General features: G+C 67.8%; 22 protein-coding genes. 7 read left to right on the top strand and 15 right to left on the bottom strand.

All coding sequences use genetic code 11. The annotated features are described in order from the left end of the window. Together LJE69_RS13050 and LJE69_RS13045 are read left to right on the top strand one after the other, a co-directional pair. On the top strand, positions 1–1210 hold a 1210-nt coding region (locus tag LJE69_RS13050), incomplete at its 5' end, for a chloride channel protein (RefSeq protein WP_296925715.1). Between the two features lie 277 nt (positions 1211–1487). Beyond that, positions 1488–1727 carry a hypothetical protein gene (locus tag LJE69_RS13045; protein ID WP_296925712.1) on the top strand — a complete coding sequence of 80 codons (240 nt, stop codon included), beginning with the start codon at positions 1488–1490 and terminating at the stop codon, positions 1725–1727. A 78-nt stretch (positions 1728–1805) separates the two neighbouring features. On the opposite strand, the gene hisA is transcribed toward LJE69_RS13045, so the two are convergent. Both hisA and hisB read right to left on the bottom strand, forming a co-directional pair. Further along, a complete protein-coding gene (gene hisA / locus LJE69_RS13040) occupies positions 1806–2570 on the bottom strand; it encodes a 1-(5-phosphoribosyl)-5-[(5-phosphoribosylamino)methylideneamino]imidazole-4-carboxamide isomerase (RefSeq protein WP_296925710.1) in 765 nt (254 codons plus the stop codon). Between the two features lie 168 nt (positions 2571–2738). Beyond that, positions 2739–3377: an imidazoleglycerol-phosphate dehydratase HisB gene (gene hisB / locus LJE69_RS13035; protein WP_296925708.1), complete on the bottom strand. Its 639-nt coding sequence runs from the start codon at positions 3375–3377 to the stop codon at positions 2739–2741. Between the two features lie 245 nt (positions 3378–3622). On the opposite strand from hisB, the gene LJE69_RS13030 reads away from it, so the two are divergent. Continuing rightward, on the top strand, positions 3623–3859 hold the full coding sequence (locus LJE69_RS13030) for a hypothetical protein (protein WP_296925706.1): 237 nt from the start codon (positions 3623–3625) through the stop codon (positions 3857–3859). Between the two features lie 76 nt (positions 3860–3935). On the opposite strand, the gene dtd is transcribed toward LJE69_RS13030, so the two are convergent. From dtd to LJE69_RS12995, 7 genes are all read right to left on the bottom strand, one after another. Continuing rightward, the gene (dtd, locus tag LJE69_RS13025; RefSeq protein WP_296925704.1) at positions 3936–4373 is read right to left on the bottom strand and encodes a D-aminoacyl-tRNA deacylase; all 438 of its coding nucleotides are present in this window, start codon (positions 4371–4373) and stop codon (positions 3936–3938) included. Continuing rightward, positions 4370–5329, bottom strand: a complete 960-nt coding sequence (pip, locus tag LJE69_RS13020) for a prolyl aminopeptidase (RefSeq protein ID WP_296925701.1) — start codon at positions 5327–5329, stop codon at positions 4370–4372. The genes dtd and pip overlap by 4 nt, the downstream gene beginning before the upstream one ends. 611 nt (positions 5330–5940) lie before the next feature. Then, positions 5941–8013, bottom strand: coding sequence for a thioredoxin domain-containing protein (locus tag LJE69_RS13015; RefSeq protein WP_296925699.1), 2073 nt, complete (start codon positions 8011–8013; stop codon positions 5941–5943). Between the two features lie 533 nt (positions 8014–8546). Beyond that, positions 8547–9362 carry a response regulator transcription factor gene (locus LJE69_RS13010; protein WP_296925697.1) on the bottom strand — a complete coding sequence of 272 codons (816 nt, stop codon included), beginning with the start codon at positions 9360–9362 and terminating at the stop codon, positions 8547–8549. 495 nt (positions 9363–9857) lie between these two features. After that, on the bottom strand, positions 9858–10079 hold the full coding sequence (locus tag LJE69_RS13005; RefSeq protein ID WP_296925695.1) for a hypothetical protein: 222 nt from the start codon (positions 10077–10079) through the stop codon (positions 9858–9860). 186 nt (positions 10080–10265) lie between these two features. After that, the gene (locus LJE69_RS13000; protein WP_296925693.1) at positions 10266–10556 is read right to left on the bottom strand and encodes a hypothetical protein; all 291 of its coding nucleotides are present in this window, start codon (positions 10554–10556) and stop codon (positions 10266–10268) included. Positions 10557–11230: 674 nt separating this feature from the next. Then, positions 11231–11599 carry a CU044_2847 family protein gene (locus LJE69_RS12995; protein WP_296925691.1) on the bottom strand — a complete coding sequence of 123 codons (369 nt, stop codon included), beginning with the start codon at positions 11597–11599 and terminating at the stop codon, positions 11231–11233. A gap of 428 nt (positions 11600–12027) precedes the next feature. On the opposite strand from LJE69_RS12995, the gene LJE69_RS12990 reads away from it, so the two are divergent. Both LJE69_RS12990 and LJE69_RS12985 read left to right on the top strand, forming a co-directional pair. Continuing rightward, positions 12028–13638, top strand: coding sequence for a tetrathionate reductase family octaheme c-type cytochrome (locus tag LJE69_RS12990; protein ID WP_296925716.1), 1611 nt, complete (start codon positions 12028–12030; stop codon positions 13636–13638). Beyond that, positions 13638–14291, top strand: coding sequence for a cytochrome b/b6 domain-containing protein (locus LJE69_RS12985; RefSeq protein WP_296925689.1), 654 nt, complete (start codon positions 13638–13640; stop codon positions 14289–14291). Before LJE69_RS12990 ends, LJE69_RS12985 begins: the two co-directional genes overlap by 1 nt. Before the next feature lie 197 nt (positions 14292–14488). Here LJE69_RS12985 and LJE69_RS12980 read toward each other — a convergent pair whose 3' ends face one another. The 5 genes from LJE69_RS12980 to aroA form a co-directional block, all read right to left on the bottom strand. After that, positions 14489–14662, bottom strand: coding sequence for a hypothetical protein (locus tag LJE69_RS12980; RefSeq protein ID WP_296925688.1), 174 nt, complete (start codon positions 14660–14662; stop codon positions 14489–14491). Between the two features lie 120 nt (positions 14663–14782). Beyond that, positions 14783–15130, bottom strand: coding sequence for an integration host factor subunit beta (ihfB, locus tag LJE69_RS12975; protein WP_296925686.1), 348 nt, complete (start codon positions 15128–15130; stop codon positions 14783–14785). 104 nt (positions 15131–15234) lie between these two features. Continuing rightward, positions 15235–16917, bottom strand: coding sequence for a 30S ribosomal protein S1 (gene rpsA, locus LJE69_RS12970; RefSeq protein WP_296925684.1), 1683 nt, complete (start codon positions 16915–16917; stop codon positions 15235–15237). Between the two features lie 454 nt (positions 16918–17371). Then, positions 17372–18091, bottom strand: coding sequence for a (d)CMP kinase (cmk, locus tag LJE69_RS12965; protein ID WP_296925682.1), 720 nt, complete (start codon positions 18089–18091; stop codon positions 17372–17374). Continuing rightward, positions 18088–19449, bottom strand: a complete 1362-nt coding sequence (gene aroA, locus LJE69_RS12960; RefSeq protein ID WP_296925680.1) for a 3-phosphoshikimate 1-carboxyvinyltransferase — start codon at positions 19447–19449, stop codon at positions 18088–18090. Before aroA ends, cmk begins: the two co-directional genes overlap by 4 nt. Positions 19450–19690: 241 nt before the next feature. Between aroA and LJE69_RS12955 the strand changes: the two genes are divergently transcribed. After that, positions 19691–21112: a dihydrolipoyl dehydrogenase gene (locus LJE69_RS12955; protein WP_296925678.1), complete on the top strand. Its 1422-nt coding sequence runs from the start codon at positions 19691–19693 to the stop codon at positions 21110–21112. Beyond that, complete coding sequence (locus tag LJE69_RS12950; protein WP_296925676.1) at positions 21109–21330, top strand: type II toxin-antitoxin system VapC family toxin; 222 nt, start codon at positions 21109–21111, stop codon at positions 21328–21330. Before LJE69_RS12955 ends, LJE69_RS12950 begins: the two co-directional genes overlap by 4 nt. Before the next feature lie 431 nt (positions 21331–21761). On the opposite strand, the gene LJE69_RS12945 is transcribed toward LJE69_RS12950, so the two are convergent. Then, on the bottom strand, positions 21762–23864 hold a 2103-nt coding region (locus LJE69_RS12945), incomplete at its 5' end, for a response regulator (protein ID WP_296925674.1).

The raw sequence follows: 23864 nt of genomic DNA, 5'->3' as shown, positions 1-23864 counted from the left end.
GGTGCTGGCGTTCCGCGGCGCCATCGAATGGGGGCAGTGGCTGCTGCTGCCGGCGGGCGGCGGCGACGGCTACGAGGTGCTGCCACTCGCCGCGCGGGTGGCGCTGCCCCTGACGGCCGGGCTGCTGCTGGGCCTGGCGTTCGACCGGCTGCCGGGTACCCTGCGCGAGGTGGGCGTCAACCACGTGCTGAAGCGCTTGCTGGCGCCCGGGCGCGAGCGCCTGCCCTTCGGCAACATGGTGGTGCAGTTCCTGGGTGCGGTGGTGGCCATCGTCGGCGGCCATTCCGTAGACCGCGAGGGACCGGCGGTGCACTTGGGTGCCGCCAGCGCCAGTCTCGTGGGCCAGCGCCTCGGCCTGGATGCCGAGGAGGAGCGCACCCTGCTCGCCGCCGGCGCGGCGGCGGCCATCGCCGCGGCCTTCAATACGCCGCTGGCGGGCGTGGTATTCAGCATCGAGGTGCTGCGCATCCGCTACCAGGTGAGCCGCTTTCTGCCCGTGATCGTCGCCGCCGTCATGGGCGCCATGGCAAGCCGCATGGTGTCGCTGCACGACACGGGCTTCCCGGTGGTGCCGGAGTACCTGGGCTCGCAGTGGGAACTGCTGGCGCTGCTGCTGCTCGGCGCCGGTGTCGGCCTACTGGCGGTGGGCTTCTCCGCCCTCGCGGCCGGGGTGGCACGACGCACCGGGCACTGGCCCTGCGCCGTCACCTTTCCGCTCGCGGGGCTCGTCACCGGCCTGCTGGCGCTGTGGACGCCGCAGATCATGGGCATCAGCTACGACACCCTGGCGCTGATGCTGGTGGGCGAAGGCAGCCTGCCGCTGGTGCTGCCACTAATGGTAACCAAGCTGGCAGCAACCGCCATCAGCATCGGGCTGCGGGTGCCGGGCGGGCTCATCGGCCCCACCATGTTCATCGGCGGCGCCGCGGGCTCCACGCTGCGGCTGGCGCTGCCGGGCCTGGCCCTGGCGCACGCGGCCTCCCCCGGCTTCTATGCCACCATCGGCATGGCGGCCATGATGGGGGCGACGCTGCGCGCCCCGCTGGCGGCGCTGACAGCCCTGCTGGAGCTGACCGCCAACCCGAACATCATCCTGCCGGGCATGATCGCCATTGCGTGCGCGGAGCTGGTGAGCCGCAGCCTGCGCGGCGAGCGATCCGTGTTCGATATGCTGCTGGATGCGCAGGCGGTGCGCGGCACAAGGCCCTAGTGCTTCGCCGCGGAACTTCCGAGACCAGCTTCCCTCGTTGTCGCTGTCGTCATCGGAGTCGTCGTCGAATCTCCGCATGGTTCAGATCACGATTACGACAACGACCCGAGACGGTCTCGGGACCTGCACGCTGTTGCACCAGCAAGGGTTGTGGACAGGAATTCCCGACGAGCGCTTGTTGCTTTCCATTGCATCGACGGGCTAAGGTCCGTGTACGCGTTATGCACAAACAGTGTAGGCGCGCGTGCTCGTCAAACAGCCGGGAGGAGGCATAGCCATGGCAAACCAGCACAGCTCCAACATCAAGATCGCCAGCGCGGCCTTTGCAGCGACCATGCTGCTGGGAGTGCAAACCGGCGCGCTGGCCGTCGAATGCAAGGGCATGGAAAAATCGGCCTGCGAGAAGAACGCCGCGCAGTGCACTTGGGTGGACCCCTACACCCGCAAGGATGGCGCCAAGGTGAACGGTTACTGCCGTACGAAGGGCGGCAAGAAGTCTGCCAGCACTAAGGGCTGAAGCTCGCGCGGCGGGGGCGGCCGTCAGCGGCCGCCCCTACCACGACCCTCACCTCCCTGGTCTGCCCATCGAGGCGGATCACACGCCAGCCGAATCCCCTGCCGCACTATCCGCGATGCGCTGCCCTTCGGCAAAATCGAGCGTCCCCTCGTAGATGGCCCGGCCAGTGATGGCGCCGATGATGCCGCGCCCTTCCCCCGGTCCGGCGACGGCGGCCAGCGCGCGCACGTCGTCCAAACTGGTGATACCGCCGGAGGCGATAACGGGCACGGCGATGGCCTCGGCGAGCCGGGCGGTGGCCTCCACATTGGGGCCCGTGAGCATGCCATCGCGGCCGATGTCGGTGTAGACGATGGCGGTTACGCCGTCGGTCTCGAAGCGCCGCGCGAGCTCCTCCGCCTTGTGATCGGTCACCACGGCCCAGCCGTTGATGGCCACCAGCCCGTCCTTGGCGTCCAGCCCGACGATGATGTTGTCGGGGAAGGCGTGGCAGGCGCGGGCGACGAAGGCGGGCTCCTTGACCGCCTGGGTGCCGATGATGCACCAGCTCACGCCGGCGTCGAGGTAGGCGGCGATGGTGCGCTCGTTGCGGATGCCGCCGCCCACCTGGATGGGCAGGTCCGGATAGGCCGCGGCGATGGCGCGGATGGCATCGCCGTTCACCGGCTCACCGGCGAAGGCGCCGTTGAGGTCCACCAGGTGCAGCCGGCGGGCGCCGGCGTCGCGCCAGCGCCCGGCCACCTCGACGGGGTCCTCGCCGAATACGGTGGCGTCGTCCATGCGGCCCTGGCGCAGGCGCACGCATTTGCCGTCTTTGAGGTCTATTGCTGGGATGAGAAGCATGCGCGGGATTCCCCGTTAGTACTTAGAAGTGCGTCATGCGCCAAGGGCCAAGGGCCAAGGGCCAAGGGCCAAGGGCCAAGGGAAGCGTGTCATGTAATCGCTCGCCTGTTCAACCGAGCGAAAACATCCCATTGCGCGGCACCCGACCCCGGCCGTGCGCCCATTTTCTTAGAGCGTCCCCTTGGTGGAAGGAGTGACTTCGCCCATCCGCGGGTCCGGCTCGACAGCGATCCGCAACGCCCGGCCGAAGGCCTTGAAGATGGTCTCCGCCTGATGGTGGGCGTTGCTGCCGCGCAGGTTGTCGATGTGCAGGGTCAGCGCGGCGTGGTTGGTGAGGCCCTGGAAGAACTCCTGCAGCAGGTCCACGTCGAAGGCGCCGATGAGCGCGCGGGTGTAGCTCACGTTGTAGGTGAGCATCGGCCGTCCGGAGAGGTCCACTACCACCCGCGACAGGGCCTCGTCGAGCGGCACGTATGCGTGGCCGTAGCGGCGGATGCCGCGCTTGTCGCCGAGGGCCTGGCGCAGCGCCTGGCCGAGGGTGATGCCGATGTCCTCGACCGTGTGGTGGGCGTCGATGTGCAGGTCGCCCTGGGCGGTGATGTCGAGGTCGATGAGACCGTGGCGGGCGACCTGGTCCAGCATGTGCTCCAGGAAGGGCACGCCGGTGCGGAAGCTGCCGCGGCCGGTGCCGTCCAGGTCGAGCGCGACGCGGATCTGGGTCTCTAGGGTGTTGCGCTCGACTTCTGCCGTCCGGTTGGCGGCGGTGCGATGGGCGGCGCCGGGATGGGAGGCGGTGTTCTGCGTCATGGCCTGCGTAGGGGCTGGGCGGGCGGTCGGGCATTGCCGCCATTTAACCACAGCGGCCGCCGCGACCGCAGCCGGGCGCTTCGCACACGACGACCGCTGCGCCCCGCGGCAACGCGTGCGCCGGCCGAACCCAATCATGATCGCCCCTTCCACCGGCACCATGAGCGGCTCGTTGGACGTGAACGGGAACGACGACAACGACCTTTCCGCGCGTCGCCCTGAACGGCCTCGACGCGGACTTCTCGATGGATCTGGACGAGGTGGACATCCTGTTCGGGACCAGCACGCCGCAGGTATCGCTGCGCGTGGATCAGCTCAGCTTCAGCGGCAACGTGGGCGACGTCAGCATGGACCCGCCGCTGGGCCGGATTCTGCTCTCCGATGTCCCACTTGCCGACGTGCCCGCGCCCCTGGGCCTGGCGCCGGTGGGGACCGGCTTGGTGTCACTATTTCCGCGGCTCCGGCGGCGGGCTCAGCCCTAGCGTCGGGCCTCCTGCGTCGGCCCGACCTATAGCAGCCGCGTGACGCGAAGCCGCGACGGGTTATCTTGGCAGCCTCTCAGGTCTCGAGCCAGAAGGTCACCGGCCCGTCGTTGATGAGGCTCACCTGCATGTCGGCACCGAAACGGCCGGTGGCGACGGCCGGATGTTCCGAGCGGGCGCGCCGCACCAGTTGCTCGAACAGCCGCTCGCCCTCCGCCGGCGGTGCCGCGGACGTGAAGCTGGCGCGGGTGCCCTTGCGCGTGTCGGCGGCCAGCGTGAACTGCGGCACCAGCAGCAGCCCGCCGCCGATGTCCCGAACGCTCAGGTTCATCTTGCCGGCGGCGTCCGGGAACACGCGGTAACCCAGCAGGCGCTCCAGGAGGCGCTCGGCGCGGGCCTCGTCGTCGCCCTTCTGCACCCCCACCAGCACCAGGAGCCCCCGGTCGATGCCTCCGACGAGCGCGCCGTCGACCTCGACCCGCGCCGCGGACACCCGTTGCAGCAGGCCGATCATTTGCCCGCGAAGCGCTCGGTGGCGGCCACCAGCGCCGCGGCGATGCCGGGCTCGAAGGCGGCATGGCCGGCGTCGGCAATCACCTGGAAGTCTGCCGTGGGCCACGCATGGTGGAGTTCCCAGGCCGATTGCAGCGGGCAGATGGCATCGTAGCGGCCATGCACGATGACGCCCGGAATGTCCGCGAGGCGGTGGGCGTCACGCAGCAACTGCTCCGGCGCCAGAAAGGAATCGTGGACGAAGTAATGGCACTCGATACGCGCCAGGCTGAGCGCGAGGCGGTCGTCGGCAAAGGCATTGCGGATGCCGGCATCGGGCAGCAGAGTGGCGCAGCGGCCCTCCCAGATGGACCAGGCCTGTGCAGCGCGGTGCATGACGGCGGCGTCGTCGCCGGTGAGGCGGCGGTGGTAGGCGTGCAGCAGGTCGTCGCGCTCGTCCTCCGGGATCGGGGCAAGGAAGTCCTGCCAGTAGTCCGGGAAGAGCAAGTGCGCGCCGTGCTGGTAGAACCACCGAATCTCCCAGGGCCGGCACAAGAAGATGCCGCGCAGAATTAGGGCGCTCACACGCTCGGGATGGGTCTCGGCGTAGGCGAGCGCCAGCGTCGAGCCCCAGGACCCGCCGAACACCAGCCAGCGCGCGATGCCGAGCGCCTCGCGGATGCGCTCCAGATCCGCCACCAGGTGCCAGGTGGTGTTGTGCTCCAGCCCCGCGTGCGGCGTCGAGCGCCCGCTGCCGCGCTGGTCGAAGAGCACCAGCTGGTAGCGCTTCGGGTCGAAAAAGCGCCGGTGCGTGGAACCGCAACCGGCACCGGGACCGCCATGCAGGAACACCGCCGGCAGCCCATCCGGATTGCCGCATTCCTCCACGTACAGCTCGTGGCCGTCGCCGACGTCGAGACGGTGGGTAGCGAAGGGCTCGATGGGCGGAAACAGCGGATCGGACCGGGAGTCTTGCATGCGGAACGGGTGGACGGGTGAGTGACGGGAGATCCGCGGACGGCTGGCACCGTCGCACGATGCGGACGACACCAACCTGACGTCAGAGTGTAGTCCGATTCCTACAGAAAGTAGCGTAAATAAACCACAAACCAATACTGATTCTAGGGCCACACTATAAGCGTCGCCGGCAGGGATGCACCGGCACGGAGGCACCAGCCGGGATGCACCCGCAAGGACGCGCCCGCCAAGGAGGCACCGGCACGGACGCTCCAGGATGGAACCCCGCCATGGATGCGCAGACTCGGACCCACTCAACCAATGGCGGCATCGGCCCCCGGCAGGGATGCACGGGGGCTTCTTTTTTTGGGGCACCCGGGACCATGGTCTCGAAGGTGCGGCCGATCCGGGGCGCGCTTCCCGGATGCACGACCCTCTCCAGCCCAGGGTCCCGGATTTCCTTTTGTACAGCAACGGCTCGCGGCTGGTGGCCCGCGCCGGCAGCACCCCCTGCCGGGGACCTTGGCGCTGGTGGGCTTGGGCGTCATGCTACGCGGGCATCGGCGTCGGCGCTGCACTGCGCAAGGCGCAGCGACAGCCGCGCGGCGGATGGGACAGCCGGCAGCCTGCGCTCAACCGTCCGCCAGCGCCGCCAAGGTTGACACCGGCGGTTCGCAGTGAGTGCCCCGGCAGCGATAGGCCAGGATGCCGCCGCGAATAGTTTCATCAGGGGCCATGGCGCGGAGGTTCCCGGGCAGGTCCGGCGCGTCCGCCGGGATCGCCAGCACGACGCGGCGTGGGCGGTAGCCCCGCTGGACGGCCGCCTGCCAGGCGCCGAGCTGTGCTTGCAGACCGCGGATGACGATGGTCTCGGGCGGTGTGTGGTACTCGTCGAGCACCGCCAGCAGCGTCGCGTGCGCGTAGGGCACGCTGCACATGGGCTCCGCGGCGAAGCGCAGGGTCGATGCCGCCGCGTCCAGGTAGCGCGGCTCGCCGAGCAGGTGGCCAAGCCGCTGCAACGCATGCGCGGCAACGCCGTTGCCGGACGGCATGGACTCGTCGCCGAGCGGCTTCGGCCGGGTAATGAGCGCCTCGTGGTCGGCGGCGGTGAAGAAGAAGCCGCCCTGCGCCGCATCGAAGAACTGGCTCAGCAGCACCTCCGCCAGCGCCACCGCCCAGTCCAGGTCGGCCCGCCGCCAGCGGGTCTGCAGCAGCTCCAGCAGGGCGTCCAGCAGCAGCGCATGGTCGTCCAGGTAGGCGTTGAGATGCGCCTTGCCGTCCTTGTAGATGGCGAGCAGCCGGCCGTCGCGCCAGAGCCGGGCGTGGATGAAGTCGAGCGCCCGTTCGGCGGAGGCGAGCAGGTCCGGGCGCTCCAGGACGCGTGCGGCCCGGGCCATGCCCTTGATCATCAGCGCGTTCCAGCTGGTCAGCACCTTCTCGTCGCGGCCCGGGCGCACCCGCGTGGCACGCGCCGTCAGCAGCTTGGCCCTCGCCGAACCCAGCAGCACCGCCGCCTGCCCGGCGTCGAGCCCTTGCTCGGCGGCGACGGTTTCCGGCGTGCGGTACTGGTGCAAGTGCCAGCGGCCCTCGAAATTGGGCGGGCGGTCGAGGCCGAACACCGCGACAACCAGGGCCAGCTCTTCCGGCTCTAGCAGCGCGGCGACCTCATCCTTGTCCCAGACATAGAAGCGCCCCTCCTCGCCCTCGCTGTCGGCGTCCAAGCTGCTGTAGTAGCCGCCCTCGGGGCTCTGCATCTCGCGGATGGCCCAGTCGGCGGTGGCCGCGGCGGCGTCGCGAAACAGCCGCTCGCCGGTGATCTGCCAGGCGTCGCAGCACAGCGCCAGCAGCGGGCCGTTGTCGTAGAGCATCTTCTCGAAGTGCGGGATCATCCAGTGATCGTCCACGCTGTAGCGGCAGAAGCCGCCGCCGAGCTGGTCGTTGATGCCGCCGCGCACCATGCGCTCCAGCGTGAAGCGAGCCATGTGCAGTGCCTGGGCATCCGGCTGGCCGTCCGCAGCCGTGGCCGCCCAGTGCCGGAACAAGAGCTCCAGGTTGCTCGGATGCGGAAACTTGGGCGCCTGACCGAAGCCGCCATGCTCAGCGTCGAAGGCGCCGGCGAGCTGCCGGCGGGCACCCTCCAGTGGCGCCATGTCCGGCACCGTGTCCGCCGCCCGTGGCTCCAGCGACGCCAGCGCATCCATCAGCGATTCGTTCTGCTCGCGGATCGCATCGCCCTGCTCGCGGTAGGCGCGCTCGATGCTGGCGAGGAGCTCGGTGAAGGCCGGCAGCCCGTGCCGCGGCGCCTTGGGAAAGTAGGTTCCGGCGAAGAAGGGCTTCAGGTCGTCCGGCGTCAGGAAAACCGTGAGCGGCCAGCCGCCCGGGCGGCGCGCGAGCAGCTGGTGCGCTGTCTGGTAGATGCGGTCCAGGTCGGGGCGCTCCTCGCGGTCCACCTTGATGTTGACGAAGAGCCGGTTCATGACCGCCGCAGTCGCCGCGTCCTCGAACGACTCATGCGCCATCACGTGGCACCAGTGGCAGGCGGAGTAGCCGATGGAGAGCAGGATCGGCTTGTCCTGCTCGCGCGCCAACGCCAGCGCCTCGTCACACCAAGGCCACCAATCCACCGGGTTGCTGGCGTGCTGCTTGAGATAGGGGCTGGTGGCCTCGGCGAGGCGGTTTTTCCGGGCGGCGTTGGAGTCGGACATGGCGCGGGCTCGTGCTGGCGGTCCAGACCCGAAGCATGACGGCCACGGCGCAGGTTTTCCAACGCATCGCCGGCCAAGAAGAAGCCCGATGGCAGGCGTTTCATCGGGCGCCGCGAACGCCCCGCTGGTCTGCCGCCTCCCCACCCTTCCCTGGCCCACTCCAGTTGGCGTCGCTCACTTGGCGTTGCTCATTCATAGAGCGCGGCCGCTGCACGCGACCGCGGGCCCCCAGCGAGGCTGGCAGAGGTCGCTGCCTGTTCAATGCATGGCACGAGCGCAGATGCGTCCATTCTTGGCCACCGGCCGGCATCCCGGTGAAGACGCGGCGATGCGCCGCGCCCGCCGTGCGCCCCTGTCCGATCGACACGGTAAGGGCACCTCGAATGCTTCGAGGTGCCCGCGCCGGGCAGGATGCCCCGCTATTTCTCAAGCGCCCAAGCGCTTGAGAAATGAAGCGAAGCGGAAACCGCGTTTTCGCTTCGCGGCTCGAAAAATGCCATGGACGGCATTTCCGAGGTCCCCATAACTTGATGTCATGCAGATGCGACCAGACCGGGCATCGCCTCGCCCGGCTCCGGCGACGCCCCGGGTTGGCCGGCCTGCTCGAGCTGCCACTGCACCGCATAGCGCACCAACTCGCCGCCACTGGCGAATTGCAGCTTGCGCTTGATCTTTTCACGATGGGTTTCAACGGTCTTGACGCTGAGGTGCAGGCGCGCGGCGATCTTGGACGGGGTAAGTCCCTGACCGATGAGGCAGAACACCTCCAGCTCCCGGTTGCTCAGGTCCCCGATGCTGGCAACACCGCCTTCCTTTTTCTTGCCGAAGCTATTGATAACCCGGTCCAACATCTTCTCGCTGAGGTAGATACGACCCGCCAGCACTTGGCAGATCGCGTCCAGCACCTGCTCGGTACCCTGGTGCTTGTGCACGTAGCCGCGCGCACCGGCGTTGATGGCCCGCTCGGCGAACAACGACTCGTCGTGCATCGAGCACGCCAACATCTTGAGCTCCGGGTGTTGCAGCTTCAGCCGCCTGATCAGCTCAATGCCGTTGCCGTCCCCCAGAGAGATGTCGATCAACACCAGGTCCGGCTCCTCTCTGCGCGTCACCTCAATGGCGTCGCGCACGTTGCTCGCCTCGGCGCAGACGGAAAGGGGCGGCTCCTCGTCAATCAGCGTGCGCAGGCCGGCACGCACCACCGGATGATCGTCGACGATGACAATGCGGCTCGGATTGATTTTTTGGGTAGTCATTATCAGCTGTCCTTTTGTTGTGGTGCCAGATGCCAGCTGACGGCGCCCGCGCCGCGCCGTCACCCGAGTTGCGCCCATAATGGTGGCGCACACTGCACCAATACGCCTATGGCTGCGAGACATATTGCCTGCTAGGAAGGGGGGAAAGGATCGGATGGGGAAGCCCGTCAATCCAGTACGGCGTTTCCATCTGACTGTACAGCCCAAGAACTCTGACGCCGGCATCGGGGATTTCGCAGTCGGCCCGGGCAACGGCCGGACTCGGGGCATCGTTTCCCGCACGCCTCTACCTGCTCAAGATTCAGTTGCAGACTGCCGACTGCGTCGCGCAACCGAGCGAGCGCGCGCGCAGCGCGTTCCGCGCGGCAGCAGCCGCGTAGGGCATTCGTGGAGCGGCACTAGCCAATTGAGAAGGAGCCGACTATTGGCCATCCTGACCGATAGTCGGCATCTACCTGAGCCGGTCAGTCCTTGCCCGGACGTTGCAGCAGAACGGCTGAGCCACAGCCTAACAACGGCAGTTGACTGGTCCCTAGCGTGTGCGCCCAACGTGGTGTCCAGCAAGGCACCACGGAGGCGAAGTCGTCGTTAACCGCCAATTCCAGTTGCGAACACCTTTCCTTCCTCAATGCAGGACAGATCGTCGAAGATGCGCACCATGATGGCCACGTCCTCCCACGTTCCCTGATTGGGCAGGATCTCCCGGCAAGCAAGAAACGGCGAGTAATGCTCGCACAGCGCACGGGTCAGGTAGCGGTCCAGGTGCCGATACGGCGCGTTAATGTGTTGCTCGTCCTCGTTCAGGTACACGATTAGCTCCCGTCGTCGCAACCGTGAAAGAAAATCAACACCAAGGCGAAGCCGACGACCCAGAAGGCCAGCAAGGCCAGCAGCCATTCAATTGTCACGTCCTTACCTCGTTTTTCTACCTGCAATGATCCTGGCTGCGTGGCCTGGCGGACAGACCTGCGGGCGCTTTGCCATTGCTGCCAAGCCTCACGCCTGCCGCCACCAGAGGTCGAAAAAGCGGTCCGTGGCCTGCTTGAACTCCGACGTCGCTTGCGCCCGGTCGATGATGTCGCCGTATTCATCCACCAATACCTGCGCCGGATCATCCGGATCGTACGGCTGCTCGATTTGCACAAGCTGATCCCGGACCAAATGCCGCAGGACTTCGTTGAGCAGCACCTGGTCGGCATGGAAGTCCCATTCCTCCGGCAAGCGATCGATCTGTGCCAGGCCCGCCACGGCCAGGTCGAGTCGATTGAGAATGTCTTGCTCAGTCATTGTTCTTCTCCCCGGCAAGTAGCGATACTGGCTCCCCCAAGTGCAGCGTCGCATCGGCGAGTCGCTGCCGCGAGCGTGCGTTCGTGTTGCCGAGTATCTTGGCCCAACGCGGCGAGTGCGCCTACGGCATCGGGGCGTAATCGCGATTAGGCGGTCAGACAGGAACCGTGTCGGTAAGCCACTTAACAGGCTATTGCGCCTCCCCCTTGACCTCCACGAGATTCCCCGAGGACGGTCTATTGGGAGAACCTAGGGAGAAGCCCATATTGGCCTTCCCGGTCCAAGCCGACACGGCGCTCGAACCTGTTCAGAGCGGTGGGCGGTTGCCGAGCTCACTCATTTTTCGTCGCTGGGCGCTCGAAAGTGGCGGGCGTCCTGCACCGCAGGGGACACGCGGATCGATGCGCCGGTGAAGTCCAGCGTATCGCGGCAGAACGGCGACGGGCTCGCGGGCGCCGCCGGGGAAGGTGGGGAGGTCTGCGATTGGCCTGCGGCCTTAAGCGCGCGCCGAGCGCTCGGAGCAACTCCGCGACATCGGCGGCCACCGGACAAGGTGCGGGTGTGGGTGTGGGTGTGGGTGTGGGTGTGGGTGTGGGTGGCGGGTCAATGCCGTCCATGGTCAGCATCGCGGCGACCGGTCGTCACCGGCAGCGCCGCGCTCGTTGCAGCGTCGGTCAGTTGTCCGGGTCCAGCGACAACCGCGGATGACGGCCGAGGTTGCACTGCACGGTCACTCTGAGCGCGCCGTCGGCCTTGCCCTTGGAGACGAAGGGCACGCCCGCCTCGCCGCCCAAGCTGACACCGAACTCCAGCGTGACCCGCTCGATGTCGGCATCAACGCCCCGCAGCGCTGCCACCGAGCCGTCCACGAACCCGCGCAGGGTCTGCTGCACGCGCGCCAGGTCGGCACGCAGCACGCCGTCCGCACCGGCGCGCTGATAGCCGATGGCGCCGACCGCCGAGCGTGGCACCGAGACCTCATCATCGGTCTCCACCAGCACGGTGCGCCCTTCGCCCAGGTCCAGTTCGATGAGTTTCGCCATGGCAGCAGTCGGTGGCTTCGGCCCGTTCGATCCCGACGCAGTGTAACCGAAGCCGCGACCTTCCCGGTGCAGGAAGACGTGCTGCGCGCCCCGACGGCCCGCACGGCCCTGCCTGGTCTGGGCCGGCGACTGCTGGATCGCAAACATACGGTGTATCGCCGATGCAGGCTTGCTCGAAGTCAGGGTAACCGCACGGTGATTGCGTCATTCTGACTGGTCCGCATCTGGCGGCGGCAACGTCCAGCCGCCGCCAAGCAGTTCGACCGTCCGGAGAACCGAGCATGCACGCCCCTCAGCGCGCCCCGCGGGCGCACTCCCACTCCCAGACCGACGACAACTGCGAGCGCGGCGTCACCGCCGCGAGTCGCGCGCCCGGGACGGGGCGCACAGGTGTATTGCTGGCCTTTCTGCTGGCGCTGGCGCTACCGATGGCGTTGCTGCTGCCGGCGGCCGGCTGGGCCAGGGCGGGCAGCTGGCCGACACCACCGGCGGCTCCGAAGCCGCCACCGCAGGTGTCCGGACCGCTACAGGGGGGCACGGCAGACCACACCAAGTTCGACGAGCTGAAGGGGCCGTTCGAGACCGGCTCGGATGTCACCAAGGCCTGCCTCGGCTGTCATAACGAGACCGGCCATCAGTTCATGAAGAACATCCACTGGACCTGGTCCTACAAGAACCCGGACACGGGCCAGCAGCTCGGCAAGAAGTACCTCATCAACAACTTCTGCACCAACGCGCGCGGCAACGAAGGCATGTGCGCCCAGTGCCACGCCGGCTACGGCTGGAAGGACGAGACCTTCGATTTCACGGATGAGACCAAGATCGACTGCCTGGTCTGCCACGAAACGACGGGCACCTACTACAAGCTGCCGAATTCCAAGGGGAACAAAGCCTGCTCGGTGATGTTCGAGGACATGGCGCCCATCGATCTCGCCGCGGCGGCGCAGAGCGTGGGCCTGCCGGAGCGGGCCAACTGCGGCGCCTGCCACTTCAACGGCGGCGGCGGCGACAACGTCAAGCACGGCGACCTCTCCTCGGCACTGAAGGAGCCGCCGCGTACCCTCGACGTGCACATGGGCGTGGACGGACTCAACTTCGCCTGCACCGCCTGCCACATTACCAACAAGCACATCTGGGCCGGCAGTCGCTATCACGTGATCTCGAAGGACGCCAAAGGCCGGATCATGTCGGGCGAGCGCAAGGACGTCGCCACCTGCGAGTCGTGCCACGGTCTCTCGCCGCATCCGGTGGACTCACTGGCCGGCTTCAAGCTCAACGACCATGTGCAGAGCATTGCGTGCCAGACCTGCCACATCCCGGAGTTTGCCCGCGGCGGCGTGGCCACCATCGTCGATTGGGACTGGCGCACCGCCGGCAAGCTGCGCAACGGTGAGGGCTATCACGAAGAGGGGTACATCCAGGGTAACGGCGAGGACCGCTACGTCTACAAATCCATCAAGGGCAGCTTCACCTACGACGAGAACGTCGTGCCGGTGTATCGCTGGTTCGATGGCCAGATGATCTACACCACCGTTGATACCCACTTCGATCCCAAGGCCAAAGAGATCGACATCAACCACTTCACCGGCTCTCGCGAGGACTCGCACTCGCGCATCTGGCCGTTCAAGCGCATGCACACCTGGCAGCCCTACGACAAGGGCAACGGCACCCTGGTTTACAACCACCTGTGGGGTGACGACAAGGCCGCCTACTGGGGCAACTACGACATGGGCGCGTCCATCGCGAAGGGCATGGCGGACTTCGGGCTCGACTACTCCGGCGAGTACGGCTTCATCCAGACCAATTCCTGGTGGCCCATCACCCACATGGTCGCCCCTAAGGCGCAGGCGCTCGCCTGCGATGACTGCCATACGCCCAAGGGCAGCCGCCTGGCGTCCGTGGAAGGCGTCTACATGCCCGGCCGCGATCACAACCCCTGGCTCGACGACATCGGCACCATCCTGGTGTTCGGCACCCTGGCCGGCATCCTGATCCACGGCCTTATTCGATTCTTCTCACCGAAGGGGAGGCAGCACTGATGGCCCTGCACCGCGTAAAAATCTTCAGCATTTTTGAGCGCTTCTGGCACTGGGCACAGATGCTGCTGATTCTCGTCCTGCTCGTCACGGGCTTCGGCCTGCACGGCTTCCATGACCTGTTTACCTTCAAGCAGGCCGTCACCCTGCACACCGCCGCCGCGCTGACGCTTCTGCTGCTCTGGGCCTTCGGCACCTTCTGGCTGTTCACGACCCGCAACTGGCGGCATTTCATCCCCACCGTGCAGGGCATGTGGGGCGTGTTCCGCTACTACAGCTTCGGCATCTTCAAGGGCGAGCGGCATCCATACCGCAAGGCCTATTGGCGCAAGCACAACCCGCTGCAGGCCCTCGCCTACACGATGCTGAAGCTGGTGCTGTTCCCCGCCATCTGGATCACCGGCCTGATCTACCTGTTCTACTTCGCCTGGCGCGACATTCCCCACGCCACCGAGTACCTGCAGGGTGTCGCCATGGTCCACGTCGCCGCGGCCTTCGCGATCCTCACCTTCGTGTTCATCCACGTCTACATGCTCACCACGGGGCACTCGTTCCGCGACCATGTCATGCCGATGTTCACCGGCTTCGACGAGGTGGATCTGACGCCGGAGGAAGAGGCCTACCTGCGCAAGGATCAGCCCCAGGATATTCGCTGAGCGGCTCGCGCGCGGCGCGCCGGCAGGGACGCCTCGGCGCGAGCCACGACTGCTTCGCTGCGGAAATCCCGAGACCGGGCTCCCTCGTTGTCGTTGTCGAGACGCCGTAGGCGACGCAGGGTCCGGGCGAGGTTGCTCCTGACGATCCCTTCCGTCGCCGCATCGCCGATCTCCGCGGCCTTGTCCGCGGCCTGCCCCTAGAAGGCCGCCGCCTCCGCCGGTCGTCGCTCGTGAACGTCGACGAAGAGATTTCCGAGCTGAATCAGCGTCCTGGTCTGTCCGGCAACGTCGCCGAGCTGAACCACGGTTCGCAGCGACTGCAGGTAGGCATCCTCCGCCGCGCCCGGCTTCCCGGCCGCCTGATACGCCATGCCGCCCTGGTGCCAGAAGAGATGGCTGTCGATGGAAGGTGTCGCGAACGGAGCCCGGCCCGAACCGGGACCCGCAGAGGGCCGCCGCGGGCTTGGAACGCGGCGGCGGGGCCCGGGTGCTCAGCCGGTTGCGGTCTTCAGCGGAGCTGATTCTTCGTGCTGCGTCTGTGACTCCAGTTCCGTTTGGTAGGCCTCGTTGACGCGATCGCGCAGCTCCTTGCCGGGCTTGAAGTGGGGAACGTACTTGCCGGCAAGCGCAACGGAGTCGCCGGTCTTGGGATTGCGGCCAATGCGCGGCGGGCGGTAGTGCAGCGAAAAACTGCCGAAGCCCCGGATCTCGATGCGCTCGCCGGCCGCGAGTGCGGCGCTCATCTGCTCCAGTATGCAGCGCACGGCGAGCTCGACATCCTTATAGGCGAGATGGCTCTGCTGCTCAGCCAGGATCTCGATGAGCTCGGATTTCATCATGGTGGATCACCCCGAAAAGCGGTGCGGGTCGGATGCCCGCGCCGATGCCGGGGTCGGCATCGGCGCGGGCATGGCGCGTAGCGAGGACGCCGCTTATGCCGGCGTTAGTCCTCCTTCGCGGCCTCTTCCATTTGCTGCTTGAGGATGTCGCCGAGGGTCGCGGTGCCGGCCTGCGCCTCACGCGCATAGCCCTTGATCGCGGCCTGCTCGTCGGCCATGTCCTTCGCCTTGATGGAGAGCGAGATGGTGCGGTTCTTGCGATCCACACCCATGAACTTGGCCTCGATTTCCTCGCCGGACTTCAGCACCGAGCGCGCATCCTCGACGCGGTCGCGGGAGATCTCGGATGCGCGCAGGTAGCCCTCCACGCCCTCGCCCAAGTCCACGGTGGCCCCCTTGGCGTCCACCTCGGTGATGGTGCCGGTGACGGTGCTGCCCTTTTCGTTCAGCGCAACGAAGCTGGAGAAGGGGTCCTTGTCCAACTGCTTGACGCCGAGCGAGATGCGCTCGCGCTCCGGGTCCACCGACAGCACCACCGTCTCGACTTCGTCGCCCTTCTTGAAGCGGCGCAGGGCCTCCTCGCCGGACTCATCCCAGGAGATGTCGGACAGGTGCACGAGGCCGTCGATGCCGCCATCCAGGCCAATGAAGATGCCGAAGTCGGTGATGGACTTGATCTGGCCGCTGACCCGGTCGCCCTTCTTGTAGGTGGCCGAGAACTCGTCCCAGGGGTTGCTCTGGCACTGCTTGATGCCGAGCGAGATGCGGCGGCGCTCCTCGTCGATGTCGAGGATCATCACCTCCACCTCGTCGCCCAGGGCGACGACCTTGGAGGGATGCACGTTCTTGTTGGTCCAGTCCATCTCGGAGACGTGCACGAGGCCCTCGACGCCCTCCTCGATCTCCACGAAGCAGCCGTAGTCGGCGATATTGGTGACCTTGCCGAAGACGCGGGTACCCTCCGGGTAGCGGCGCGAGATATTGACCCAGGGGTCCTCGCCCATCTGCTTGAGCCCTAAGGAGACGCGCTGGCGCTCGCGGTCGAACTTGAGCACCTTGACCATGATCTCCTGGCCGATCTCCACCACCTCGGACGGGTGCTTGACCCGGCGCCAGGCCATGTCGGTGATATGCAGCAGGCCGTCGATGCCGCCCAGGTCCAGGAACGCGCCGTAGTCGGTGAGGTTCTTGACCACGCCCTTGAGCTCCAGCCCCTCTTCCAGCTTCTCCAGCAGGGCCTCGCGCTCGGCGCTGTACTCTTCCTCGACGACGGCACGACGCGAGACGACAACGTTGTTGCGCCGGCGGTCGAGCTTGATGACCTTGAACTCGAGATCCTTGCCTTCGAGGTAGGTGGTGTCGCGCACCGGGCGCACGTCCACCAGCGAGCCGGGCAGGAAGGCGCGGACACTGCCGAGCTCGACCGTGAAGCCGCCCTTGACCTTGCCGTTGATCATGCCCTTGACGGTCTCGCCGTCTTCGAAGGCCTTCTCGAGCTGGTCCCAGGCGGCAAAGCGCTTCGCCTTCTCGCGCGAAAGCCGGGTGGTGCCGAAGCCATCCTCGACGGCGTCCAGCGCCACCTCCACGTCGTCGCCGACGGCCACCTCCAGCTCGCCATCGGCTGAGATGAACTGGTTGCGTGGGATGATGCCCTCGGTCTTCAGACCGGCATTGACGATGACCACGTCGGGCGTGATCTCGACCACTTGTCCGGTCACGATGGTGCCCGGCTGGAGTTGGGTATTGGAGAGGCTCTCTTCGAAGAGCTCGGCGAAGCTTTCGGTCATGGGGTTGAGTGTTTCCTGGCCCGGTTGACGCCCGGCACCACCTGGGTGCGGTCAATCGGATCGGCGCGGGTGCCGATCGTGTACCGATCGTGTCGGGGCGTACCGCCGGACCTGTTCCTGCGCTGTTGCATGGGTTGATGACACACCGGCGGGTCATACCACCGGCGACTGGTTTGCGGCCACGCGGGCCGCGGTGCTCTCTACGACTGCGAAGTCTTGCGCGAAGGGGGCCGCATCCGCTGCAACCATGGGCGCCGCTGGCGGGCGCCAAGGTTCGGGCGCCAATGTTAGAGCGCCGACGGCCAGGCACCCACGGCCGCTGCCATCTTCCGGGAAGACGGGGCGTCCGGCATGGCGGGTCCGCGGTCGGCGGCTCACCTGGCCTGACGCGCCGGGCAGCGATGCAGCGGGCTCGATTAAACGGAAGCCCCGGATGGGCTGCGCCGGTTCAGGCTCAGATCACGCTCAGAGCATCCGGCACGGCATCCGGCACGGCGTCCGGCAGCACCCGCCGAACCTCGCCCAGCACCGCTACCAGCACCGCTTCGATGCCCAGCGACGAAGTGTCGATGACCACGGCATCCGCGGCCGGCTCCATGGGGCTCACGGACCGCTCTCGATCGCGCCGATCACGCTCGGCCAGCTCCCGCGCCAGATCTGGCACATTAGCATCCATACCCTTTTCTTTCAACTGCTTATACCGGCGCTCGACCCGCACCTCCGGGCTCGCATCCAAGTAGATCTTGACCTCCGCTTCCGGGAATACCACGGTGCCCATATCCCGTCCGTCGGCCACCAGACCCGGTGGTCGCACCGCCTCGCGCTGCAGACGCCACAAGGCCCGGCGCACCGCCGGGCAGGCAGCCACGCGGGAGGCGTGCTCGCCGGCGGCGGCGGTGCGAATGTCGCTGCTGACGTCGCTGCCGTCCAACAGCACACGCTCGCCGTCAAAGCCGATATGCAAACCGTTCGCGAGGTCGCCGAGCGCCGCATCGTCATCGAGCGCGACGCCGCGTTGCACGGCGGCCAGCCCGACGCATCGATAGAGCGCGCCGGTGTCTAACACATGCCAGCCCAGCAGCGACGCCAGGCGGGCGGCGATGGTCCCCTTGCCGGTTCCGGAGGGGCCGTCGACGGTGATGACGCGCGCCGGCAGCGCTTGCAGGGTTGTCATGCGACATGCTCCTCGATGCCGAGCCCGGCGCCCGCGGCGAGCCGCGCGAAGCCCGGGAAGGAGGTGTTGACGTTCTCGCAATCCTGCACCAGCAAGGGCGCCTCGGCCCTGAGCGCCGCCATCGCGAAGGCCATGGCGATGCGGTGATCGCCGTGGCTGTCGATGCTGCCGCCGCCGAGTGACCGGCCACCGCGGCCCTGGATGCGGATGCCGTCCGGCAGCACCTCGGTCTCGACCCCGAGCGCGCCAAGGCCCGCCGCCATCACGGCAATGCGGTCGCTCTCCTTCACCCGCAGTTCCTCGGCACCCGTGAGCAGGGTCTCGCCCTCGGCGCAGGCGGCGGCGATGAAGAGCGCCGGGAACTCGTCGATGGCGAGCGGCACCTGGACCGCCGGTATCTCGATACCCTTGAGCCCGGCGCTCTGCACGCGGATGTCCGCCACCGGCTCGGCGCCGCTGTCGTGATGGTTGGTGATGGTAAGCCGCGCCCCCATGGCCTCGAGAATGTTGAGCACGCCGATGCGCGTTGGGTTCAGACCGACCGCCGGCAGGAGCAGGTCGGCATCCTCCGCGATGCTGGCGCCCACCAGGAAGAACGCCGCGGAGGAAATGTCCGCCGGCACCGCGACTGGCACCCCATCTGGCGGCGCCGTGAGCCGGCTGCCGCCGCGGATGCAGACCTTTCTGCCATCACGCTGCACCGGGCAGCCGAAGGTCGCGAGCATGCGCTCGGTGTGGTCGCGGGTGACGGCGGGCTCGGTGATGCAGCTCGTCCCGTCGGCATAGAGCCCCGCCAGCAGCAGGCAGGACTTCACCTGCGCGCTGGCGACGGGCATGGCGTAGTCGATGGGCGTGAGCCGCGGCACCGGCCGGATCAGCAGCGGCGCGGTGCCCGCCGCCGTCGTCTCGATGCTGGCGCCCATCTGCGCCAAGGGCTCCGTGACCCGACGCATGGGCCGGCGCGACAGCGATGCATCGCCCACCAGGGTGCTCGCGAAGCGCTGCCCCGCCAGCAGCCCGCAGAGCAGGCGCATCGCGGTGCCCGCGTTGCCGACATCCAGCGGGGCCGCCGGCGCCGTGAGGCCATGCAGCCCGACGCCACGGATGCGCACGCGGCCGGCATCCGGGCCCTCGATTTCGACGCCCATGGCGCGGAACGCCGCCAGGGTGGCCAGACTGTCGGCCCCCTCCAGGAAGCCCGTCACGACGGTCTCGCCGTCCGCCAGCGCGCCCAGCATGATGGCACGGTGCGAGATGGACTTGTCGCCCGGCACCCGCACCTCGCCCCGCAGGGTGCCGCCGGGGGCGATGCGGAAGCTGCGCGCGCGCGGGGGGCTATCGGGTGTAATCGCGTTCAAGGCGTCGCTGAGCTCCGGGACGGGCCGCCGCACCCTGCGGCGACTCGCGCGACGACTGCGGGGGCGGCGGCTGGCCGGCGTCGTCCTGCGGTTGCGAGCCGCCGGCAAAAACGCTGCAAAATAGCGCAGCCCCCAGCCCCTGTAAATCCGCATCCGCCGCAATTGGCAGGGGCTCACATTGACACGCGCCCAGCGACCCGGGCAGCGCGATCACCAGATTTCGAACGCGGGAGTGACCGAAGTGCAAGAACGAACCGTCGACGTCGCCATCATCGGCTCCGGCACCGCCGGGCTCAATGCCATGGCCCAGGTGCGCCGGGCCGGCAGGACCTTCGTCCTGATCAACGGCGGCGAGCCCGGCACCACCTGCGCGCGGGTGGGCTGCATGCCGTCGAAGGCCATGATCCAGGTGGCCGAGGACTATCACCGCCGCACACACCTCGGCAAGTACGGCATCGACGGCCACGAGGCGATGACGCTGGACATCCCCGAGGCCATGGAGCACGTGCAGGACCTGCGCGACACCTTCGTCGACCGGGTGCTCGGCAGCAGCACCGACGACATGCCCGAAGACCTGTTCATCCAGGACTACGCACGCTTCCTGGAGCCAACCCTGCTGGCGGTCGGCAGCGGCGACGACGAACAGCGCATCCGCGCCGGTGCCGTGGTCATCGCCACGGGGTCCACGCCGCTGGTGCCGGCAGCCTGGCAGGCATTCGGCGAGAAGCTCCTCACCACGGACAGCCTGTTCGAGCTGGAAGACCTGCCCGCCTCCGTCGCCGTCGTCGGACTCGGCACCATCGGCCTGGAGCTCGGGCAGAGCCTGCACCGCTTCGGCGTCGAGGTGACCGGCTTCGATCAGCAAGAACGGATCGGCGGGCTCCGCGACCCGGAGGTGAACCGCGCCGCCATCGACATTATCGCCAAGGAGTTTCCGCTGCACCTGGGCGCGGCGGTGGAGATCACCGTGGACGGCGACAGGCTCCGCGTGCGCGCGGGCGAGCATCGAGTCAGCGTGGAGCGGGTGCTGTGCAGCATCGGGCGGGTGCCGAACATCGCGGGGCTCGGGCTCGAGAACCTCGGCGTGCCGCTGGACGCCCGCGGCCTGCCGGCCTTCGACCCCAACAGCATGCAGGTCGGGAGCCTGCCCGTGTTCATCGCCGGCGACGTCAACGGCCAGCGCCAGATCCTCCACGAGGCCGGCGACGAGGGCAAGATCGCCGGCTGGAACGCCGCCCGCGGCGAGCGCCGCGCCTTCCGCCGCAAGACCCCGCTCGCCATCAACTTCTGCGACCCGAACATCTGCGCCGTCGGCGCCCGCTTCGACACGCTGGCCCCGGACACCACCGCCGTCGGTGAGATCAAGTTCGCCCCCGTCGGCCGCGCGCTCATCATGGGCAAGAACAAGGGCGTGCTGCGCCTCTACGCCGACAAGGCCAGCGGCCGCCTGCTCGGCGCCGAGATGATCGGTCCGAAGGGCGAGCACCTGGCGCACCTCGTCTGCTGGTGCATCGAGCAGGGCCTCACGGTGGGCGACATGCTGCGCCTGCCCTACTACCACCCGGTCATCGAAGAGGCCCTGCAGGCGGCGCTGTACGATCTCTACCGCAAGGTGGATGTGAAGAACGAGGGGCTGACGGAGCTGGCGACGCTTGAAAAATGACCAGAACCGCGGACGAGATCCTAAGCTACGGCGCCGACGGGACCTTGCGACCGATGGTCACCGACAGCTCCGCGCTCGTCGCGATCCTGCGCGACGAGCCGGATGCCGAAGCCCTTGCCGGCGCCATCGCACGAGACCCGCGACGGATGGTCAGCGCCTTCTCGCTGCTGGAGGCACCCGTCGTGCTCGCGCAATGGCCCGATGACGGTACGGCTTGAACGCCATCACGCACGCTGCCGTAAAGGATGGCGGAAACGGCTTCGCGCGTGGCTCACTCCGCCGATCCGCCACTTGTTAGCGGCATTGCCGCCGCGATCGCACGCACGCGGCGGCCAATCGCGCCAGGACGGATGCCCCACAGGCGCCGTCAATCGCGCCGGGGACGGCGCTCCCACAGCTTCCGTTGCGTAGGACCGGCCACGGCTGCCGTGATCTCCTGATTTCGTTCCGTCATGGCGTCGTTGCGCGGATCGGGCCGCCGCGTGCGCGGCAGTCAACTGGCGAGTGCTTCCCTACGGAAATTTCGAGACCGGGCTTCCTCGTGGTCGTGGTCGTGGTCGTAATCGACTATCCGGACGATTGAGATCACGATTACGACCACGACAAGGGCAACGACCTGAGACGGTCTCGGGACTTGTGCACTGGTGCACTAGCCGCCGGCAGGCAGCCACCGCGCGAGCGCCGCGTGGAGCTGCTCGCTGCGGAAGGGCTTCGACACATAGTCGTCCATGCCGGCGTCCAGGCAGGCCTGCCGGTCGCTCTCCATGGCGTTGGCGGTCATAGCGATGACCGGGATACGGCGACCGCCTTCGGCCTTCTCACGCTCGCGCAGCGTCCGGGTGGCGGACAGGCCATCGAGCACCGGCATCTGCACGTCCATCAGCACCAGGTCCCAGTCGCCCTCGGCCAGGCGCGCCAGCGCGGCTTCGCCATCGCCGGCAAGCTCCGCGTGGACACCGAACTTGCCCAACATGGACAGCGCCACCTGCTGGTTCACCGGATTGTCCTCCGCCAACAACACCCGGCCCCGGAGCGGCCGGCGCGGCGCCTGCGCCGGCGGCGCCTTGGCATAGGCCGGCGTGGCGCCGTAGATCACCTGGTACAGGGCGTCGCGCAGCAGCGTGTAGCGGATGGGCTTCGCGAGCTTGAGCGCGAAGAGCGCCGCATCATCCGCGGCGCCCGGGTCCACCGGCGAGCTCAACAGCATCAGCGGCAGCGCGCTCCAGGCGGCATCGGCCCTGATGCGTTGCGCCAGCGTGCGGCCGTCCATCCCCGGCATCTCCAGGTCCAGCAGGGCCAGGTCGAATCCCTCGTCGGTGTCGGACGCCGCGCGCAGTGCGGACAGCGCAGCCTCCGCGTCGGCGCTCAGCACGCAGTGCATGCCCCAGCCGTGCAGATAATGCTTGAGGATCTCGCGGTTGGTCTCGTTGTCGTCCACCACCAGGGCACGCTTGCCGTCCAGACCGGCGTCCTCCGCCAGCTCCACGCCGACCGGCTGGAGCGCGAACGGCAGCCGCACCCGGAACACGGTGCCCGTGCCGGGGGAGCTCGCCACCTCGATGGCGCCGCCCATCAGCTCCACCAGACGCTTGGTGATGGCGAGCCCGAGCCCGCTGCCGCCGAAGCGCCGCGTCATGGAGCCGTCGGCCTGGCGGAAGGGCTCGAACAGCCGCGCCTGCTGCTCGTGCGTCATGCCGATGCCGCTGTCGCGGACCTCGAACTCCAGCTTGATGCTGCCCTCGCCGCGGGAGCGCTCTCGCACCGTCAGCGCCACCTCGCCACGCTCGGTGAACTTGACGGCATTGCCGAGCAGGTTGGACAGCACTTGCCGCAGCCGCGTCTGATCACCGAAGACCCGCGTCGGCAGCGCCGGCGGCACGAAGCAGGTGAGCTCGAAGCCGGCGTTCTGCACGTTCGCCGTGAACAGCGCCGTGACCTCCTCGGCCAGCGCACGGATGTCGAAGGGGACGGACTCCAGGTCCAGCTTGCCGGCCTCGATCTTGGAGAAGTCGAGGATGGCGTTGATGATGCTGAGCAGGCTCTCGCTGGACGTGCGCGCCACTTCCACGAACCCGCGCTGGCGGGCGTCGAGCCGCGACTGCGACAGCAGTTCGATCATACCCAGCACGCCATTCATCGGGGTGCGGATCTCGTGGCTCATGTTGGCGACGAACTCGCTCTTGGCGATGCTCGCGCTCTCGGCTTCTTCCTTGGCTGCTGCAAGTTCCTCGGCGATACAGCGGCGCTCCTCCACCTCCTGCGTCAGCCGGGCGTTGAGGGCGCGCACCTGCTCGGATTCCTCGGTGAGCTCCGCCACCAGATCGGCGTTGGCATAGCGCAATTCCAGCGCGTTGCGCACGGTGCGGTGGTGTGCCCGCGCGGTAATCAGCATGAACACGCCGAAGGCGACGATCAGCGCCAGGAAGGTCAGCGCGAACTCGCCGCCGATCAGTACCATGCGCAGCCCGAGCGGCAGCAGGGCGCCGAGCAGATAGGGGACATAGCTCGACAGCCGCGGCGAGAGGCTCGGGATCGCCCCGGCCACCATGCCGGCGATGACAAACGACAGGAACACCTCGTCGGTGAACTCGGGCCAAGGCAGCACGAACGCCGCAACCCCCCAGCAGAGCCCGGTGGCACCGGCGCCGAGCGCGTATAGCGCCGACCAGCGCATCATCGACAGCGCCGCGCGGTGGCGGCGGTAGCCCTGCACCAGGAGCGCCCGCAGCAACAGCACCATCAACATCGCGCC

It is taken from the genome of Thiohalocapsa sp. (genome assembly GCF_022340605.1).
GTDB lineage: Bacteria > Pseudomonadota > Gammaproteobacteria > Chromatiales > Chromatiaceae > Thiohalocapsa.
This window is presented reverse-complemented; position numbering and strand designations above follow the sequence as displayed.

Excerpts from the sequence above, each read along its gene's own strand:
- LJE69_RS12990 (WP_296925716.1), top strand. The coding sequence starts at position 12,028 with ATGGCGTTGCTGCTGCCGGCGGCCGGCTGGGCCAGGGCGGGCAGCTGG.
- LJE69_RS13015 (WP_296925699.1), bottom strand. The coding sequence starts at position 8,013 with ATGTCCGACTCCAACGCCGCCCGGAAAAACCGCCTCGCCGAGGCCACC.
- LJE69_RS13000 (WP_296925693.1), bottom strand. The coding sequence starts at position 10,556 with ATGACTGAGCAAGACATTCTCAATCGACTCGACCTGGCCGTGGCGGGC.
- dtd (WP_296925704.1), bottom strand. The coding sequence starts at position 4,373 with ATGATCGGCCTGCTGCAACGGGTGTCCGCGGCGCGGGTCGAGGTCGAC.
- cmk (WP_296925682.1), bottom strand. The coding sequence starts at position 18,091 with ATGACAACCCTGCAAGCGCTGCCGGCGCGCGTCATCACCGTCGACGGC.
- ihfB (WP_296925686.1), bottom strand. The coding sequence starts at position 15,130 with ATGATGAAATCCGAGCTCATCGAGATCCTGGCTGAGCAGCAGAGCCAT.
- LJE69_RS12995 (WP_296925691.1), bottom strand. The coding sequence starts at position 11,599 with ATGGCGAAACTCATCGAACTGGACCTGGGCGAAGGGCGCACCGTGCTG.
- rpsA (WP_296925684.1), bottom strand. The coding sequence starts at position 16,917 with ATGACCGAAAGCTTCGCCGAGCTCTTCGAAGAGAGCCTCTCCAATACC.
- hisA (WP_296925710.1), bottom strand. The coding sequence starts at position 2,570 with ATGCTTCTCATCCCAGCAATAGACCTCAAAGACGGCAAATGCGTGCGC.
- LJE69_RS13045 (WP_296925712.1), top strand. The coding sequence starts at position 1,488 with ATGGCAAACCAGCACAGCTCCAACATCAAGATCGCCAGCGCGGCCTTT.
- LJE69_RS12950 (WP_296925676.1), top strand. The coding sequence starts at position 21,109 with ATGACCAGAACCGCGGACGAGATCCTAAGCTACGGCGCCGACGGGACC.
- pip (WP_296925701.1), bottom strand. The coding sequence starts at position 5,329 with ATGCAAGACTCCCGGTCCGATCCGCTGTTTCCGCCCATCGAGCCCTTC.
- LJE69_RS12980 (WP_296925688.1), bottom strand. The coding sequence starts at position 14,662 with ATGGCGTATCAGGCGGCCGGGAAGCCGGGCGCGGCGGAGGATGCCTAC.
- hisB (WP_296925708.1), bottom strand. The coding sequence starts at position 3,377 with ATGACGCAGAACACCGCCTCCCATCCCGGCGCCGCCCATCGCACCGCC.
- LJE69_RS13030 (WP_296925706.1), top strand. The coding sequence starts at position 3,623 with ATGGATCTGGACGAGGTGGACATCCTGTTCGGGACCAGCACGCCGCAG.
- LJE69_RS12985 (WP_296925689.1), top strand. The coding sequence starts at position 13,638 with ATGGCCCTGCACCGCGTAAAAATCTTCAGCATTTTTGAGCGCTTCTGG.